General features: G+C 71.4%; 15 protein-coding genes and 2 pseudogenes. 6 read left to right on the top strand and 11 right to left on the bottom strand.

The features are described from left to right. Nucleotides 1-33: 33 nt before the first annotated feature. From ACWD01_RS15030 to ACWD01_RS15060, 7 genes and pseudogenes are all read right to left on the bottom strand, one after another. Complete coding sequence (locus ACWD01_RS15030) at nt 34-279, bottom strand: hypothetical protein (protein WP_451161777.1); 246 nt, start codon at nt 277-279, stop codon at nt 34-36. Nucleotides 280-465: 186 nt separating this feature from the next. Next, nucleotides 466-912 (bottom strand): annotated as a pseudogene (locus ACWD01_RS15035) (hypothetical protein). 206 nt (nt 913-1,118) lie between these two features. After that, nucleotides 1,119-1,691: a GNAT family N-acetyltransferase gene (locus tag ACWD01_RS15040; RefSeq protein WP_451161779.1), complete on the bottom strand. Its 573-nt coding sequence runs from the start codon at nt 1,689-1,691 to the stop codon at nt 1,119-1,121. A gap of 12 nt (nt 1,692-1,703) precedes the next feature. Then, complete coding sequence (locus tag ACWD01_RS15045; protein ID WP_451161781.1) at nt 1,704-1,982, bottom strand: helix-turn-helix domain-containing protein; 279 nt, start codon at nt 1,980-1,982, stop codon at nt 1,704-1,706. After that, nucleotides 1,982-2,362 (bottom strand): annotated as a pseudogene (locus ACWD01_RS15050) (DUF2975 domain-containing protein); the annotation flags it as partial. The pseudogene ACWD01_RS15050 and the gene ACWD01_RS15045, both read right to left, overlap by 1 nt. Then, nucleotides 2,335-2,604 carry a hypothetical protein gene (locus ACWD01_RS15055; RefSeq protein WP_451161933.1) on the bottom strand — a complete coding sequence of 90 codons (270 nt, stop codon included), beginning with the start codon at nt 2,602-2,604 and terminating at the stop codon, nt 2,335-2,337. The gene ACWD01_RS15055 and the pseudogene ACWD01_RS15050, both read right to left, overlap by 28 nt. A gap of 171 nt (nt 2,605-2,775) precedes the next feature. Further along, nucleotides 2,776-4,278, bottom strand: coding sequence for a SulP family inorganic anion transporter (locus ACWD01_RS15060; RefSeq protein ID WP_451161783.1), 1,503 nt, complete (start codon nt 4,276-4,278; stop codon nt 2,776-2,778). Nucleotides 4,279-4,675: 397 nt separating this feature from the next. Here ACWD01_RS15060 and ACWD01_RS15065 point away from each other — a divergent pair, with 397 nt between their 5' ends. Continuing rightward, a complete protein-coding gene (locus ACWD01_RS15065; RefSeq protein WP_451161917.1) occupies nt 4,676-5,071 on the top strand; it encodes a MerR family transcriptional regulator in 396 nt (131 codons plus the stop codon). 238 nt (nt 5,072-5,309) lie between these two features. Here ACWD01_RS15065 and ACWD01_RS15070 read toward each other — a convergent pair whose 3' ends face one another. Further along, nucleotides 5,310-5,723 carry an arsenate reductase ArsC gene (locus ACWD01_RS15070; protein ID WP_451161785.1) on the bottom strand — a complete coding sequence of 138 codons (414 nt, stop codon included), beginning with the start codon at nt 5,721-5,723 and terminating at the stop codon, nt 5,310-5,312. Nucleotides 5,724-5,816: 93 nt separating this feature from the next. On the opposite strand from ACWD01_RS15070, the gene ACWD01_RS15075 reads away from it, so the two are divergent. The 3 genes from ACWD01_RS15075 to ACWD01_RS15085 are packed head-to-tail and all read left to right on the top strand — an operon-like array spanning nt 5,817 to nt 8,298. Next, complete coding sequence (locus ACWD01_RS15075) at nt 5,817-6,131, top strand: ArsR/SmtB family transcription factor (protein WP_451161787.1); 315 nt, start codon at nt 5,817-5,819, stop codon at nt 6,129-6,131. Then, on the top strand, nt 6,128-7,210 hold the full coding sequence (arsB, locus tag ACWD01_RS15080) for an ACR3 family arsenite efflux transporter (protein WP_451161919.1): 1,083 nt from the start codon (nt 6,128-6,130) through the stop codon (nt 7,208-7,210). Before ACWD01_RS15075 ends, arsB begins: the two co-directional genes overlap by 4 nt. After that, on the top strand, nt 7,207-8,298 hold the full coding sequence (locus ACWD01_RS15085; RefSeq protein WP_451161789.1) for an ArsO family NAD(P)H-dependent flavin-containing monooxygenase: 1,092 nt from the start codon (nt 7,207-7,209) through the stop codon (nt 8,296-8,298). Before arsB ends, ACWD01_RS15085 begins: the two co-directional genes overlap by 4 nt. Nucleotides 8,299-8,323: 25 nt before the next feature. On the opposite strand, the gene ACWD01_RS15090 is transcribed toward ACWD01_RS15085, so the two are convergent. After that, entirely contained in the window at nt 8,324-9,088 is a 765-nt protein-coding gene (locus ACWD01_RS15090) for a hypothetical protein (RefSeq protein ID WP_451161791.1), read from the bottom strand. 442 nt (nt 9,089-9,530) lie between these two features. After that, on the bottom strand, nt 9,531-11,132 hold the full coding sequence (locus tag ACWD01_RS15095) for a peptide chain release factor 3 (protein WP_451161793.1): 1,602 nt from the start codon (nt 11,130-11,132) through the stop codon (nt 9,531-9,533). 866 nt (nt 11,133-11,998) lie between these two features. Here ACWD01_RS15095 and ACWD01_RS15100 point away from each other — a divergent pair. Further along, nucleotides 11,999-13,573 (top strand): GMC family oxidoreductase, encoded by a 1,575-nt coding sequence (locus ACWD01_RS15100; protein ID WP_451161795.1) that lies wholly within the window; start codon nt 11,999-12,001, stop codon nt 13,571-13,573. 310 nt (nt 13,574-13,883) lie between these two features. Further along, nucleotides 13,884-14,294: an excalibur calcium-binding protein gene (locus ACWD01_RS15105; RefSeq protein WP_451161797.1), complete on the top strand. Its 411-nt coding sequence runs from the start codon at nt 13,884-13,886 to the stop codon at nt 14,292-14,294. 81 nt (nt 14,295-14,375) lie between these two features. Here ACWD01_RS15105 and ACWD01_RS15110 read toward each other — a convergent pair whose 3' ends face one another. Beyond that, entirely contained in the window at nt 14,376-14,960 is a 585-nt protein-coding gene (locus tag ACWD01_RS15110; RefSeq protein ID WP_451161799.1) for a TetR/AcrR family transcriptional regulator, read from the bottom strand. Nucleotides 14,961-14,994 lie beyond the last annotated feature (34 nt).

Below are 14,994 nucleotides of genomic sequence, written 5' to 3' on the forward strand. Positions count from 1 at the left end.
ACTCGACGAGGAGTACGGAGGACGGGGAGCGGATCAGCGGCTGCCGGAGGCGGTCTCGGCCCCGTCCGGCACGCGCCGGTGAACGCCGCGTTCCGCGGCGGCGTGCCACCACCCGGGCGGGGACGGGCCGGTGACCTCGGCGGTGGGCTGGTCCGGATGCAGACCGTGCCGCCGCAGGGCGCCGGCGTGGACGCGAACGCCGAACCAGCCGTGCCAGTGGCCGTCCGGTCCGATCCCGCAGGCGAGTTCCCAGCGGATCTCGTCCTGGCCGAAGGGCATCCAGTCGATCCCGCGGTCACGCAGTCAAGCGCGTACGGCCGCCATCGGCCGGGGGCGGCCCGGCAGGTTCTCGTAGGCGGCCACAGTGATCCAGTCAGGGCTCGGCGTGTCCATGGCGTCCATGATGCCGGGGCCCGGGCGAGCCAGGCTCTTCGTCCGCCGCCGGCGAGAACGCCGCAGCCGCGTTCACGGCCGCTTGTCCCCGGCCGCCAGCACGGTTGCGGCCTCGTGGAGGGCTTGGTCGAGCAGGATCGGGTCGTTGAGGGTTCCTCTGCCGTCGGGCGGTACGAGCCAGCGCGTTCCGCCGGGGGCCCGGCCGGGGCAGGGGACGACGATCCATGTGCCCCGGCCCGCGCCGCGCGCGTCCGTGCCGGTCCAGCGGTCCGCGGTGCCGGGGGGCACGAAGAATCCGGTGCGGGTGCCGCCCAGGTCGGCCAGCACCGGGCCCGGGGAGTCGACGCGGCGGGCGAGCACGTCGAAGGCCGGATAGCCGATTCTTCCGGGGACGAGCAGGACGTCCCACAGTTTGCCCGCCGGCAGAAGCTGGTCTGGAAGGGGTTGCGCTCCCACTCCAGGCGGAGCGCGGGGCTCGGGTGCGGCCGCCGCCAGCCACGCCACCGCTGCCCTGGTCATCGATTCGTTCACGGCTGATCTCCCTGTCGCTGCACGCCGCAGACGCGGCGTCATGAGGGAGAGGCGGTTGTGCGGCAGCCATGACGCGGGTCCGTTCACATTGCCCCGAACGGCCTATCCGGCGAACGTCCATCCACGACGCCGGGCACCCGGCCTCCGCGCCGCTCACGGCTCAGCGCGGCACGGCTCAGTGCGGGCGGCACGGCTCAGCGCAGGTCGAACCTCATCAGGACCCGGGGATGACCGGCCAGCACCGAGGTGGTGTCGGCGGCGTGGACGAATCCGGCGCGCTCGAAGTTCTTCCGGAGGCCCGCGTACGCCATCGTCAGGTCGACCTTGGCGTCGCCGTTGTCGAGCGGGTACGCCTCGACCGCCGGGGCGCCCCGGGTGCGGGCGAAGTCGACGGCGCCGGCGATGAGAGCGTGCGAGAGGCCCTGCTTGCGGTGGCCGGGGCGGACACGGATGCACCACAGCGACCAGACCGGCAGGTCGTCGATGTGCGGGATCTTCCGGTTGCGCGCGAACGTCGTGTCCGAGCGGGGTGCCACGGCGGCCCAGCCGACCGGCTCACCGCCGTCGTACGCGAGGACTCCCGGCGGGGGCACTGTCCGGCAGAGCTCTGCGACGTACTCGCCGCGGGCCGGTCCACGCAGTTCGTTGTTGAGCCTGGACGGGATCCGGTAGCTCAGGCACCAGCAGACGTTGGCTCCGGGCGACTTGGGACCGAGCACGGAGCGGACGTCCTCGAAGACGGAGGCCGGACGCACTTCGATGGCCATGGCACCACGATGTCACAACGCTCGTGGCGACACCGCGCGGCCGGCGGGCTCCTCGGACTCCCCCGGCTCCTCCGGCCTCTGCGACTCCTCCGGCTCCCAGCGCAGCAGGTCGCCCGGCTGGCAGTCGAGCACCTCGCAGAGCGCGGCGAGCGTCGCGAAGCGCACCGCCTTGGCGCGGCCGTTCTTGAGGACCGCCAGGTTGGCGGGGGTGATCCCGACCCGTTCCGCCAGCTCCCCCACGGACATCTTCCGCCTGGCCAGCATCACGTCGATGTCGACGGCGATCGGCATCAGATCACCTCGTCCAGCTCGTCCAGCTCGGCCCGCATCCGCGCCGCCTCGACGTCGCGTGCGACGGCCTGGCCGAGCAGCATCCGCAGGACGAGCACGATGAGCGCGACTCCCAGGAGCGCCAGGACGATCCCGCAGATCAGCAGGACCACGCCCGGCGCGACGGCTTCGCCGGGCGCCAGGACGACCGCGAGCGCGAACACGACAAGGGCGGCCGGCACGAACGCCCCGATGACGATGTGTACATACCGGAACGCGGCGTGGGAGAACACCCTGCCGCGTCGCACCATCGTCACCAGCCGCCACACAGAGACCAGGACGACCTGGGCCGTCGCGATGCCCAGGACCGTGATCACCAGGATCGGGGTGCGCAGGTACGCCAGGCGGTCTTCCGGTACCGCCGCCGCATCATCACCAGACCTCCCGCCACTCCCAGCCCCACGAGCGTGAGCAGGCTGCCCTTGATCACGGGCCCGTACCACTCGTAGTCGGTGGTGTAGGCGGTGGGGCGGGTGGCCCCGGCGTCCAGGCGTACGCCGGGGATGGCGGCCGGCAGCCGGACCCGGCGCTGCCGGTGGGCCGGGCCTTCGAACTCGCCGGGACCGTCTTGAAGGACGACCACGCAAACCGGCCGCTCACCGACGACGTGGCGGAGGCCGCCGAACTGCTGGACTCCTTCGCGCGCCTGGCCTGACCCGTAAAAGCCGCCCGCCCCGAGCATGCCGTCGTCGGCGCTCGGGGCGGGCGGTCGGGGCCGTATCAGTCGATGAGTCCGGTCGGTGGCCCGGGTGGCTCAGTGGCCGGCGGTGAGCTGGCCGGCGAGCTTGCCGTGCATGTCGGCGCTGGGCTTGTTGAGGCCGATGATGGTGACCTTCTTGCCGCGCTGGTTGTACTTGGTCTCGATGGCGTCGAGGGCGGCGACCGAGGAGGCGTCCCAGATGTGGGCGTCGGAGAGGTCGATGACGACGTCGTCCGGGTCGTCCTTGTAGTCGAACTGGTAGACGAGGTCGTTGGAGGAGGCGAAGAACAGCTCGCCGGTGACCGCGTAGACGACCTGGTTGCCGTCCGGGTCCACGACTCCGGTGACCTCTGCGAGGTGCGCGACCCGCTTGGCGAAGATGACCATCGCGGTGATCGAGCCGAGCACCACGCCGATGGCGAGGTTGTGGGTGACGACCACGGCGGCGACGGTGACGACCATGACGGTGGTCTCACCGACCGGCATCCGCTTGAGCGTCTTGGGCTGGACCGAGTGCCAGTCGAACGTGGCGACGGACACCATGACCATCACGGCGACCAGCGCGGCCATGGGGATGTCGGAGACGACCGGGCCGAAGACGATGCACAGGACCATCAGGAACGCACCGGCCAGGAACGTGGACAGCCGGGTACGGGCGCCCGACACCTTCACGTTGATCATGGTCTGGCCGATCATGGCGCAGCCGCCCATGCCGCCGAAGAAGCCGGTGATCACGTTGGCGATGCCCTGGCCGAGGGATTCGCGGGTCTTGTTGGAGTGGGTGTCGGTGATGTCGTCGACGAGCTTGGCGGTCATCAGCGACTCCATCAGCCCGACCAGCGCGAAGGCGAAGGCATAGGGGGCGATGGTGGTCAGCGTGTCCATCGTGAACGGCACGTCCGGCAGGCCGGGGACGGGGAGCGACGAGGGGAGGTCGCCCTTGTCGCCGACGGTCGGCACCGCGATGCCGGCGGCGACGGTGATGACGGTCAGGATGACGATGGAGACCAGCGGGGCCGGGACGACCTTGGTGATCCTCGGGAAGAACACCATCAGCGCCAGTCCGCCGACGATCAGCGGATAGACCGCCCACGGCACGTCCATCATCTCCGGGACCTGCGCCATGAAGATCAGGATGGCGAGAGCGTTGACGAAACCGACCATGACCGAGCGGGGGACGAACCGCATCAGCTTCGCGACGCCGAGGGCGCCCAGGACGATCTGGATCAGTCCGCCCAGGATCACGGCGGCGATCAGATGGCCGAGGCCGTACTCATGGTTCAGCGGTGCGATGACCAGCGCCATCGCACCGGTCGCTGCCGAGATCATGGCCTTGCGGCCACCCACGATGGAGATCACCACGGCCATCGTGAACGACGCGAACAGGCCGACGGCGGGGTCGACACCGGCGATGATCGAGAAGGAGATCGCCTCGGGAATCAGCGCCAGGGCCACGACGAGACCGGCCAGCACCTCGGTACGGAAAACCTTCGGAGAAGCGAGCCAGTCCGGCTTCGACATACGCAGCTCGGGACCTGCGGTCAGCGGTGAAGACATGCAACCGTTTCTGTTCAGGCGCACACATCCACCTGACGGATGCAAGCGCGTCGTACTCGACTCCGCCTCGGGGCGGAATCCCGGCGGCCCGGCCTCGACGGGGGCCCTGCCGGTGCGAGTGACAGCCGAAACGGCTGCCGATCGGGCATCATTGCCCGGAAGTCTTCGGGTGCCGGCGGGCCCGATCAGGGCCCGGCTCCGGCTGAGGCGCCCCTTCCGCGCTTGCGCAGCACGGGCGGCCTCGACCAACACTGTACCCTGACGTGAGGGCAGAGTGCGACTTGCGGCTTATGAAATGCAGGTAAACACGAGCTCGGATCATGTGATCCCAGACACGTGCGCCGGGGACCTCGCTCGTTGGAAATTTCCGGGAAACGCAGAAGGAGAAGGCGTGACGATGACAGAGCGGCAGATGCAGATCGGCGAGGTCGCCGAGCGGACCGGTTTGTCGCTGCGCACCATCCGTCACTACGAGGAAGTCGGCCTCGTCGCCCCTTCCGCCCGGAGCAAGGGCGGCTTCCGCCTCTACACCGAGGCCGACGTCGAGCGCCTGATGGTCATCCGCCGCATGAAGCCGCTGGACTTCTCGCTCGAGGAGATGCGGGACCTGCTGGAGATCACCGACCGGCTCGCCGACACCGACGCGGAGGTCCCCACCGACGAGAAGGCCCGGCTGCGCGAACGCCTCGACTCCTACCGCAAGGTCGCGGACGCCCGCTGCGAAACGCTGCGCGCGCAACTGATGGCGGCAGAGGACTTCGCCGCGACGCTCCGCCGCAGGCTCGGGAACTGACGGCGGGGGCGGCACCGGGCGCGGGACGCCACCGTCCCGCCCACTGCCCGCGGGACCGGCCGCGACGGGGTGACGCCTGATCCAGGGCCCCGTCGTGGCCGGAGGCCGCGGTGATCGCCCGGCGGCAGGTGTGGTCGACGACGCCGGGGACGTTCGTACGCGACGACGGGGACGGACCAGCAGGTGGCCCTCGTCGTGCGGGGCGGGCCGGGCCCGGTAGCCGTACCCGCGCCCCCGCTCAGGCCGTCGGCTCCGGGGCGATCTCCGCGATCAGGCTCTCGACGCGCTTCTTGATCTCGTCGCGGATCGGGCGGACGGCCTCGAGGCCCTGGCCGGCCGGGTCCTCGAGCGTCCAGTCCAGGTAGCGCTTGCCGGGGAAGACCGGGCAGGTGTCGCCGCAGCCCATGGTGATGCAGACGTCGGACGCCTTGACCGCGTCGACCGTGAGGATCTTCGGCGTCTCGGCGGTGATGTCGATGCCGACTTCGCGCATCGCTTCGACGGCCGCCGGGTTGACCTGGTCGGCCGGTGCCGAGCCTGCCGAGCGGACCTCGACGCGGTCGCCGGCCAGGTGGCTGAGCCACGCGGCGGCCATCTGGGACCGGCCGGCGTTGTGGACACAGACGAACAGCACGGAGGGCTTCTCGGACATCAGCCAGATCTCTCTTGTCTCACTTCGACATCAGGCACCGGTGACATCAGCACCTGGTGGCTTCAGCGGCCACTGATGTGACAGTATCAGCCCATGATGACGTCAGTCGACACTGAACTGATCCGGGTGCTCGCCGACCCGCTCAGGCTCCGGATCGTGACCCTTCTCGCCCAGGAGACGCTCTGCACGACCCATCTCGTGGAAGAGACGGGCGCGCGGCAGACCAACCTCTCCAACCACCTGAGAGTGCTGCGCGAGGCCGGGGTCGTCGAGACCGAGCCGTGCGGCCGCTTCACGTACTACAAGCTGCGCCCGGACGTCATCGAGGCCGTGGCGGGATCCTTCGCGGAGCTCGCCAGTGCCGCCCGTGCCACCCAAGCCGCCGACACGAAGAGGGCATGTCCGTGACCCGCACCGAAGCGCCCGCGACGACCGAGGAAGCCTCGGTCGTCGCGAAGCTTTCGACGCTCGACCGTTTTCTCGCCGTCTGGATCCTGATCGCCATGGGCCTCGGGCTCGGCCTCGGCCGGCTGATCCCCGGTCTGAACGACGCCCTCGCGAAGGTCGAGATCGGCGGCATCTCGCTGCCGATCGCCGTCGGCCTGCTGATCATGATGTATCCGGTCCTGGCGAAGGTCCGCTACGACAGGCTCGACGCCGTCACCGGCGACCGTCGGCTGATGATCTCCTCGCTCGTCGTCAACTGGGTCCTCGGCCCCGCCGTCATGTTCGCGCTGGCATGGACGTTCCTGCCGGACCTGCCCGAGTACCGCACCGGCCTGATCATCGTCGGCCTCGCCCGCTGCATCGCCATGGTCATCATCTGGAACGACCTGGCCTGCGGCGACCGTGAGGCGGCCGCCGTCCTGGTGGCGCTCAACTCCGTCTTCCAGGTCATCGCCTTCGGCCTGCTCGGCTGGTTCTACCTCGACCTGCTGCCCGGCTGGCTCGGCCTCGGCAACGGCGAGACCCTCGACATCTCCATGTGGCAGATCGCCCTCAACGTCGTCATCTTCCTCGGCGTCCCGCTACTGGCCGGCTTCCTGACCCGCCGCATCGGGGAGCAGAAGCTCGGCCGCGAGTCCTACGAGAGCGACTTCCTCCCGAAGATCGGCCCCTGGGCGCTGTACGGACTGCTCTTCACGATCGTCATCCTCTTCGCCCTCCAGGGGAAGACGATCACCTCCCAGCCGCTGGACGTCGCCCGCATCGCCCTGCCCCTGCTGGTGTACTTCGCGGTGATGTGGTTCGGCACCTTCCTGCTCGGCAAGCTGATCGGCCTCACCTACGAGCGCACCACGACGCTGGCGTTCACCGCGGCCGGCAACAACTTCGAGCTCGCCATCGCGGTCGCCATCGCCACCTTCGGTGTCACGTCCGGGCAGGCCCTGTCCGGTGTCGTCGGGCCGCTCATCGAGGTCCCCGTCCTGGTCGCACTCGTCTATGTGTCGCTGGCCTGGCACAAGAAGTTCACGGCGGCCGTGTGACCCGGCACGCCGATGTGGTGGTGATCGGCGGCGGCCAGTCCGGGCTCGCCGCCGGTTACCACCTGCGCCGCCTCGGCGTGGACTTCACCGTCCTCGACGCACGGTCCACACCCGGCGGCGCCTGGCCGCACGCCTGGGACTCGCTGCGCCTCTTCTCCCCCGCCGCGTACTCCTCGCTGCCCGGCCGCCCCATGCCGCCGCAGCCCGGCGCGACGTATCCGGACGCGCGGCACGTCGTCGACTACCTCGCCGACTACGAGCAGCGCTACGACCTGCCCGTCCAGCGCCCGGTCCGGGTGCGATCGGTGCACCGCGACGGGGCGTTCCTGCGCGTCGAGGCCGACTCGGGCGCATGGCGTGCCCGGGCGGTGGTCAGCGCGACCGGCACCTGGTGGCGGCCCTTCGTGCCCGCCGTACCCGGTCGCGACCGCTTCACCGGCCGGCAGGTGCACACCGCCGACTACCGGGGGCCCGCCGACCACGCCGGGCAGCGCGTGGTCGTCGTCGGTGGCGGCAACTCGGGCGCCCAGATCGCCGCCGACCTCGCACACGACACCGAACTCACCTGGGTCACCCTGCGCCCGCCCCGCTTCCTCGCCGACGACATCGACGGCCGCACCCTCTTCGACGCGGCCACCGCCCGCCGCCGCGCCCTCGACGAAGGCCGCACCGACACCGGCGGGGTCGCGTCGCTCGGGGACATCGTCGCCGTGCCGCCCGTACGGGAAGCGCGTGACGCGGGGCTGCTGAAGGCGTCCCCGACGTTCGCGCGCCTCACGGCCCACGGCGTTCAGTGGGCCGACGGGACCACCGCGGAGGCGGACACGGTCGTCTGGTGCACCGGCTTCCGCCCGGCGCTCTCCCACCTCGCGCCCCTCGGTCTGCGCGGCCCGCGCGGCCACATCCCCACCACCGGCACCCGCGCCACCGCCGAACCGAGGCTGCACCTGCTCGGCTACGGCGACTGGACCGGCCCCGCCTCCGCCACCCTCATCGGCGTCGGACGCCCGGCCCGCGACGCCGCCCGGGAGATCGCGGAGCTGCTGCGGAACCGGAACCGACCTGCGGATCCGGCCAGCGGGGGCTGACCTGCGGAGCCGGTCCGTGTGCCGCTCAGGGGTGGAGCAGTTGCAGCCGGCCGGGCATGGGCTCCAGGCGCAGGGGCGCGCGTACGTCGTGCGCCGGTGTGCCGTCGACGTCCAGCCGGTAGGTGCCCCAAGGGCGTTCGTACCTTATGCGGCGGACGCGCCGGGTGGCGACGGCCGCGCTGTGCACCCGCAGGACGCCGTCCGCCGTGAGCTCGATGTGCAGCGGCAGGCCGGCGGGGGTGGCGATCTTCTCGTTGTCGATCAGGAGGTAGGCGCTGCCGGGGTGCGGCTGGAGGCAGGTGATGGTCAGCCGGCGCACGGCGATGTCGAGCACGTCGCCGGACAGCTGGATGCCGATGACGGAGTGCCGCTGGGCGCCGTGGAGGGCGGGCGCATCGCCTCCGTCGGCGTCTTCTCGGGCCGGGCGCTCGGTGAGCAGCGGCAGGTTCTGCAGGGCCGCGGCCCGCAGCGCCTGGTCGTACGGGCCGGCGGCGCGTACGAGGAGATGGTGGCGCTGCCGCTGTCCGCTCTGCGGTATGCGGTGGCGTTCCCCGGCATCCGGTGCGGCACTGAGTTCCACGCTCCGGACGCCGTGCTGGGCGAGGCCCTCGCGCAGGAGTCGGGCCCGCTCGCGGTCGCCGCGGCTCCAGCCCCGCAGGATGCCCAACACGCGTCGCCCGGCGGGCAGTTCCTCGGCGAGGCGCACGGCGGCGGACATCAGGCGCTCCGCGCCGCTGTCGCTGTCCCGGCTCTCGACACCAGAGGTAGGAGGAGGCGTACGGGACGGCATTGCGGGTCTCCTTGCGTGTGTCACGGCGCTGTGCCCCTGAAGGGAGGACGCACGGCCGCGCTCCCCCGTCGTGGATCGCGGGGCCAGCCAGTCCGGAACGGTGTCAGGGCAGGACGCCGGAGCCGCGGGCAGCGGCGGTGAGGCCACCCCAGGAGCTCCGCGGCACCCCGCCCGGGTGATCCCGGGGCGGGATCACCGGCAGAAGCTCCCGACCACGCATCTCCAACCTAGTGCGAGGGTTGGCCACTTGTGAATTCCTTCCGGGCAGCACCAGTTGAGCGGTGGACTCTCACCCTGATGTAGAGTCCTCTGTCGTCGGCGATCACTGGACACGTCCTGCCGACGCGGCGGTCCCCGGTAGATCCTCCACCCGACGGTGGCCGGGGCCGCCCACTCGCCGCTCTGTCCGCGGTGCGCCCGTTCAGCGGAGCCGCGCGGCCGGCTAGTCGTGGGCGGCCAGGAGGTGTTCGAGGCGGGCGTCGGGGAAGGCCCGCTCGAAGGAGTTGGCCTGCCAGCGGTCCGGGAACAGGGCGAGCACGGCCTTGTCGCGGATCCGGGTCAGCGCCTCGCCCTTCACCAGCCGGGAGCCGTTCAGGTCCGCGGCGCCGGCCGCGTCGGTGGCGCGCGCCAGATGGTAGGGCAGCATCTCCAGCCGTACCGGAGCGGAGAACTCGCCTGCCATCCGGGCGGACACGACGTCGAACTGCATGGGACCGACGGCCGCGAGGACCGGAGCCTGGTCGCCGCGCACGTCCGACACGAGCACCTGGACGACACCCTCCTCGTCCAACTGGGCGATGCCGCGCCGGAACTGCTTCGAGCGGCCGATGTCCTCGGGGCGCACGACCGCGAAGTGCTCCGGCGCGAAGGTCGGCATCGGCGGGAAGAGCGCGGGCGGCCCGGCGTACAACGTGTCCCCCACGCGCAGCGAGGCCGCGTTGACGAGACCCACCACATCGCCGGGGTAGGCGGTGTCGACCATGGAGCGGTCCTGGCCGAAGACGCTGTGCGCGTACTTGGTCGCGAACGGTTTCCCGGAGACGGCCCGGGTCACCGTCGCGCCGCGCTCGAAAACGCCCGAGCAGACCCGCAGGAAGGCGATCCGGTCCCGGTGCGAGGGGTCCATGTTGGCCTGCACCTTGAACACCAGCCCCGAGAACGGCGCTTCCACCGGTCGGCTGCCGCCGCCCTCCAGCGGGCGGGGGCCGGGCGGCGGGGCGAGGTCCACGATCGCGTCCAGCAGCAGCCGGACACCGATGTTCGAGATCGCCGCACCGAAGAACACGGGGGTGGAGGAGCCCGCAAGGAACGAGTCGCGGTCGAATCCGGCCTCGTCCGCGTGCAGAAGTTCCAGTTCCTCCATGGCCTGTTCCCAGTCGGCGCCTTCCACGAGGGCTGCCTCCTCGGCCGGGACCGTCTCCTCGATCGCCTCGCGGGCGCCGCCGGGCGTGCGGGTGTAGCGCAGCATCTGCCCGGGTTCGCGTGCGTCGATCAGGCCGCGCATGTGACCCGAGACACCGACCGGCCAAGTGACCGGGGTGGGCCGCAGCCGGAACTCGCGCTCGATCTCGTCCAGCAGCTCCAGCGCTTCACGGCCGGGCCGGTCCCACTTGTTGATGAAGGTGATCACGGGGATACCGCGATGACGGCAGACGTCGAAGAGCTTGCGGGTCTGCTCCTCCAGGCCCTTGGCCGCGTCGATCAGCATCACCGCGCAGTCCACCGCCGCCAGCACCCGGTAGGTGTCCTCGGAGAAGTCCGCGTGCCCGGGGGTGTCGAGCAGGTTCAGCACACACCCGCGATGCGCGAACTGAAGCACCGCCGACGTGACGGAGATCCCGCGTGCCTTCTCCATCTCCATCCAGTCCGACGCGACTCCGCGCCGGCCCGACTTCCCGTGCACAGCTCCGGCCTCGAGGATCGCGTGCGCATGGAGGGCCAGGGCCTCGGTGAGGGTGGACTTGCCCGCGTCGGGATGGCTGATGACGGCGAAGGTCCGCCGCCGGGCCGCCTCGGAGGCCGCGCCCTGGATGGTGGCGTTCATCGGCGTCCCGCCTTCGAGGCCGTCGGGGCACCGCCGAGGCGGGCCGGCTGCCCGTACGGGTAACGGGCGCGTCGCCCGGCCGCCCCCGGCTCCCGCCGCAGGTCCTCGCGGCGCTCGTCGGCCCGCACCCAGTGTTTCCGCAACCTTGTCACCAATTCCTCGTACGCGTGCTCAGTACTCATCGTTCCGGAGCGGGGCCCGCCCGGGCCCGCCGTGTCGGGCAGCGCCCGCACCGTGGCCGGGCCGAAGCCGAGCGGTCGCATCTGCCGGCCAGTGGGGCCGGGGCGCCTCCGCCTCGGCACAGTGCCATCAGGCCCGTGCGCCCGGACACCTCGCCCATCCGCATCGGCTTTCCGCCCACAGTAACCGCCTGCGCCGTCTCGTCCTCGCCACCCACTCCAAACCTACCCTGACGTCAGGGTAGGTTGGCAATCGCCGCAGCGGGGGCGGAGCGGTGGTCAGGTCGGCGTGTGTCCGATCCGGCCATGGGACCGGTACCGCCGATGGACCTGCGCGCGGGCCGTGTGCAACGGTCGACCGCGGTGCTCCCACGGACGGCGGCCGGCAGGCCGTGGACGGTCGGGACGCACCTGCGAGAAGTACGTCGAGCGGCCGCGTGCGGGGCCGGTCGAGGACAGGGCATTTCAGTACCGCCCGGCGAGTCGGCCCTCCCGGTGTCCCGACCGGAGGAGCGCGATGCACGCGGTGGCCACCCTCACCAGCCGCGGCACCGCTGCATCGCCCGGCATCTTTCGGCCAAAAACAGCGCATAGGCCGTGCGCCCCGTCACCGGGGGCGGCACCGGGCTCCTCGCACGGAGCGGCCCCGGTGCACCGGCAGAACACTCTTCGATCAAAGGGGTTGGAATGAGCGTGTACGACTACGTCGTCGTCGGCGCCGGATCCGCGGGCTCCGTGCTGGCGGCACGGCTGTCGGAGGACCCCGACGTGCGGGTTGCGCTGATCGAGGCGGGCGGCCCCGACACGGCGCAGGAGATCCATGTCCCGGCGGCCTTCCCCCAGTTGTTCAAGAGCGGCCTGGACTGGGACCTCGACACCGACCCGGAGCCCGGGCTCGGCGACCGCCGGACCTACGTCCCCCGGGGCAAGATGTTCGGCGGCACCAGCTCGATGAACGCGATGATCTACATCCGGGGCAACCGCGCCGACTACGACGGCTGGGCCGCGGCCGGGGCCACGGGCTGGTCGTACGACGACGTTCTGCCGTACTTCCGGCGCGCCGAGGACAACGAGCGCGGCGAGGACGAGTTCCACGGCGTGGGCGGGCCGCTGACGGTGAGCGACGGCAGGTCCGGGCACCCGCTCTGCTCGGCCTTCGTAGAGGCCGCCGAGCAGGCGGGCCACAAGGCGAACGACGACTTCAACGGCGAGACGCAGTTCGGCGTCGGGCGCTACCAGGTGACGCAGCGCGGCGGGATGCGATGCAGCACGGCCGTCGCCTATCTGCACCCCGCCCTCGCCCGGCCGAACCTCACCGTGCTCTCCTCCGCCCTCGCCCACCGCGTGGTGCTCGAAGGCGGCCGGGCGACGGGCGTCGAGGTCGAGCGGAACGGCGCGGTAGACGTCGTCCGCGCCGAGCGCGAGGTGATCCTTTCCGCGGGCGCCTACGAGTCCCCGAAGCTGCTGATGCTCTCCGGGATCGGGCCGGCCGCCGCGCTGACGGCGTTCGGCATGGAGGTCGTAGCCGATCTGCCGGTCGGCCAGGGCCTGCAGGACCACTACATGGCGCTGCTGACCTTCCGTACCGACGTCGAATCGCTGCTCGGCGCGGCGACCGCGGAGAACGCGGCGCTGCTGCAGAGCGAGGGGCGCGGCCCGCTGACGTCCAACATCGCCGAGACCGGCGGCTTCTTCCGCAGCCGGGACGAACTGGACGCCCCGGACGTGCAGTTCCACGCCGCCCCCGGGCTCTTCCACCAGGAAGGACTCGGCACGACCAACGAGCACGGCCTGTCCTTCGGCCCGTGCGTGCTCACCCCGACCAGCCGGGGCACGGTCACGCTGCGCTCCCCGCGCCCGGACGTCGCGCCCCGGATCCTGCACAACTACCTGATGACGGCCGAGGACCGGGACTGCATCGTCGCCGGGATCCGCATCGCCCTGGAGATCGCCGCGCAGCGGTCGGTGGCCGACATCGTCACCGGGCCCTTCGGCGACGCACCGGCCTCGGACTCCGAAGCGGACCTCCTGGCGTGGGCGCGGCGGTCCGGCCAGTCGCTGTACCACCCGACGTCGACCTGTCCCATCGGCACGGTCGTCGACCCCGAGCTGCGCGTGTACGGCGTGCCGGGCCTGCGGGTCGTCGACGCCTCGGTGTTCCCGACGGTGCCGCGCGGCAACACCAACGCGCCCACCGTCATGGCCGCGGAGAAGGCCGCCGACCTGATCAAGGGCGGCAACGGCCTCGAGGGAGCCGCGTGACGACGACGGCCCTGCCGACGACCGGGACCTGAGGGGCGAGCCGGACGCTTCCTGCGCCGTCGCCCGCAACGGCGGCGCAGGAACCGGGCGCCCTGCCTGCTTGGAACACGCTGGCCGGACGGTTCACATGCTGACCGCAGTCCTGCAACCGGTGCGCGCCCATGTGGGTGCACGCGGTCACCGCGGAACTGATGCCTCCGGATACGCCGTTGGGGCGGCGTGACACCCGTTCAGCCTATCTGCCAGCGCTCGGTGGAGGCCGTGCTCCTAGGGTCGAACCGACCGTCTCGGGGCACATGAGGAGGTCCAAGTGAATCGCCGTACCGCTGTGGCCGGCATAGCTCTGGCTTTCGCCTTCATCGCTCCGCTCTCCGGCGTGGCACATGCCCAGCCCGATCTCGACTGCCGCGACTTCCGCTTCCAGGAAGACGCACAGGCGGTGTTCAACCGCGATCGCAGCGACCCGCACCGGCTGGATGAGGATCCGGGGCCGGATGACGGCATCGCGTGCGAAGTCCTGCCGAGGCGGGGCAGCATCTCCGCCACCCGCGCGCCCGCGCCCGCGAGCCCGACCGTGATGCCCACCCGAGGAACCGAGGGTGGTACGGGCGGCGCGGCACCGGAGTCGGGCAACCTGGAGATCGGCATCGGCCTCGGCCTGGCGGTCGGCGCGACCGCAGGCGTTGTGTACACGGTGGTCCGGCGCCGGCGCCGGACCTGACCACGACCGGGCCCCGGCCCGGCCGCCCTTCGTCCCTCCCGACCTCTCGCGGGAGGGACGATCCATGCCGGGGACCGTCCTCTAGCCGGTCGGCCTGCAGGCCGCCAGTACCGTTTCCGCGATCAGGTGTGGCGCGTCCGCCTGGTCCAGCCGCCCCTTGGCCACATCCTCCGCCGCCCCCTTGATCACATGATGCAGGACGCTGGCCAGCCAACTGGCGGGCAGGTCCCGGCGGAAGACTCCCTCCGCCTGGCCCCGTCCGATCAGGTCGCCGACGCGGTGCTCCGGCTTGGCGTGGAGTTCGCGGAGCCGGCCGGGCGGCAGGGCCGCCTGCGCGGCTTCGAGGAGGGCGCTCGACTGGGCGATCAGCAGCCAGCTCGATCCGATCAGACTGCGCAGCGCTTCACGGGGATCACCTGCGAGGTCCAGCTCCGCCAGGACCTCCTCCCCCCGGCCGATCAGTCGCGTCAGTGCGGTCTCGACCAGGGCGTCCCGGGAGGGGAAGTGGCCGTAGAGGGTGACCCGGCCGACTCCCGCCGCCTGAGCGATCTCGCCCACGCTCACGTCGGGGTTCCGGCTCAGGCATGCCACTGCCGCATCGATGATCTTCTCCACGTTCTGCTGCGCATCGGACCTCCGTGCGGACTTGGCCACCGAACGTGACATACAACCTCCCCCTTCGAACTCGAACAGCCATGTT

Source organism: Streptomyces sp. NPDC002835 (assembly GCF_053591995.1).

Bases quoted from the DNA above. Each gene is read 5' to 3' on its own strand.
- ACWD01_RS15030 (WP_451161777.1), bottom strand. From the start codon at position 279: ATGCCCTTCGGCCAGGACGAGATCCGCTGGGAACTCGCCTGCGGGATC.
- ACWD01_RS15040 (WP_451161779.1), bottom strand. From the start codon at position 1,691: ATGGCCATCGAAGTGCGTCCGGCCTCCGTCTTCGAGGACGTCCGCTCC.
- ACWD01_RS15045 (WP_451161781.1), bottom strand. From the start codon at position 1,982: ATGCCGATCGCCGTCGACATCGACGTGATGCTGGCCAGGCGGAAGATG.
- ACWD01_RS15060 (WP_451161783.1), bottom strand. From the start codon at position 4,278: ATGTCTTCACCGCTGACCGCAGGTCCCGAGCTGCGTATGTCGAAGCCG.
- ACWD01_RS15065 (WP_451161917.1), top strand. From the start codon at position 4,676: ATGACAGAGCGGCAGATGCAGATCGGCGAGGTCGCCGAGCGGACCGGT.
- ACWD01_RS15070 (WP_451161785.1), bottom strand. From the start codon at position 5,723: ATGTCCGAGAAGCCCTCCGTGCTGTTCGTCTGTGTCCACAACGCCGGC.
- ACWD01_RS15075 (WP_451161787.1), top strand. From the start codon at position 5,817: ATGATGACGTCAGTCGACACTGAACTGATCCGGGTGCTCGCCGACCCG.
- ACWD01_RS15090 (WP_451161791.1), bottom strand. From the start codon at position 9,088: ATGCCGTCCCGTACGCCTCCTCCTACCTCTGGTGTCGAGAGCCGGGAC.
- ACWD01_RS15095 (WP_451161793.1), bottom strand. From the start codon at position 11,132: ATGAACGCCACCATCCAGGGCGCGGCCTCCGAGGCGGCCCGGCGGCGG.
- ACWD01_RS15100 (WP_451161795.1), top strand. From the start codon at position 11,999: ATGAGCGTGTACGACTACGTCGTCGTCGGCGCCGGATCCGCGGGCTCC.
- ACWD01_RS15110 (WP_451161799.1), bottom strand. From the start codon at position 14,960: ATGTCACGTTCGGTGGCCAAGTCCGCACGGAGGTCCGATGCGCAGCAG.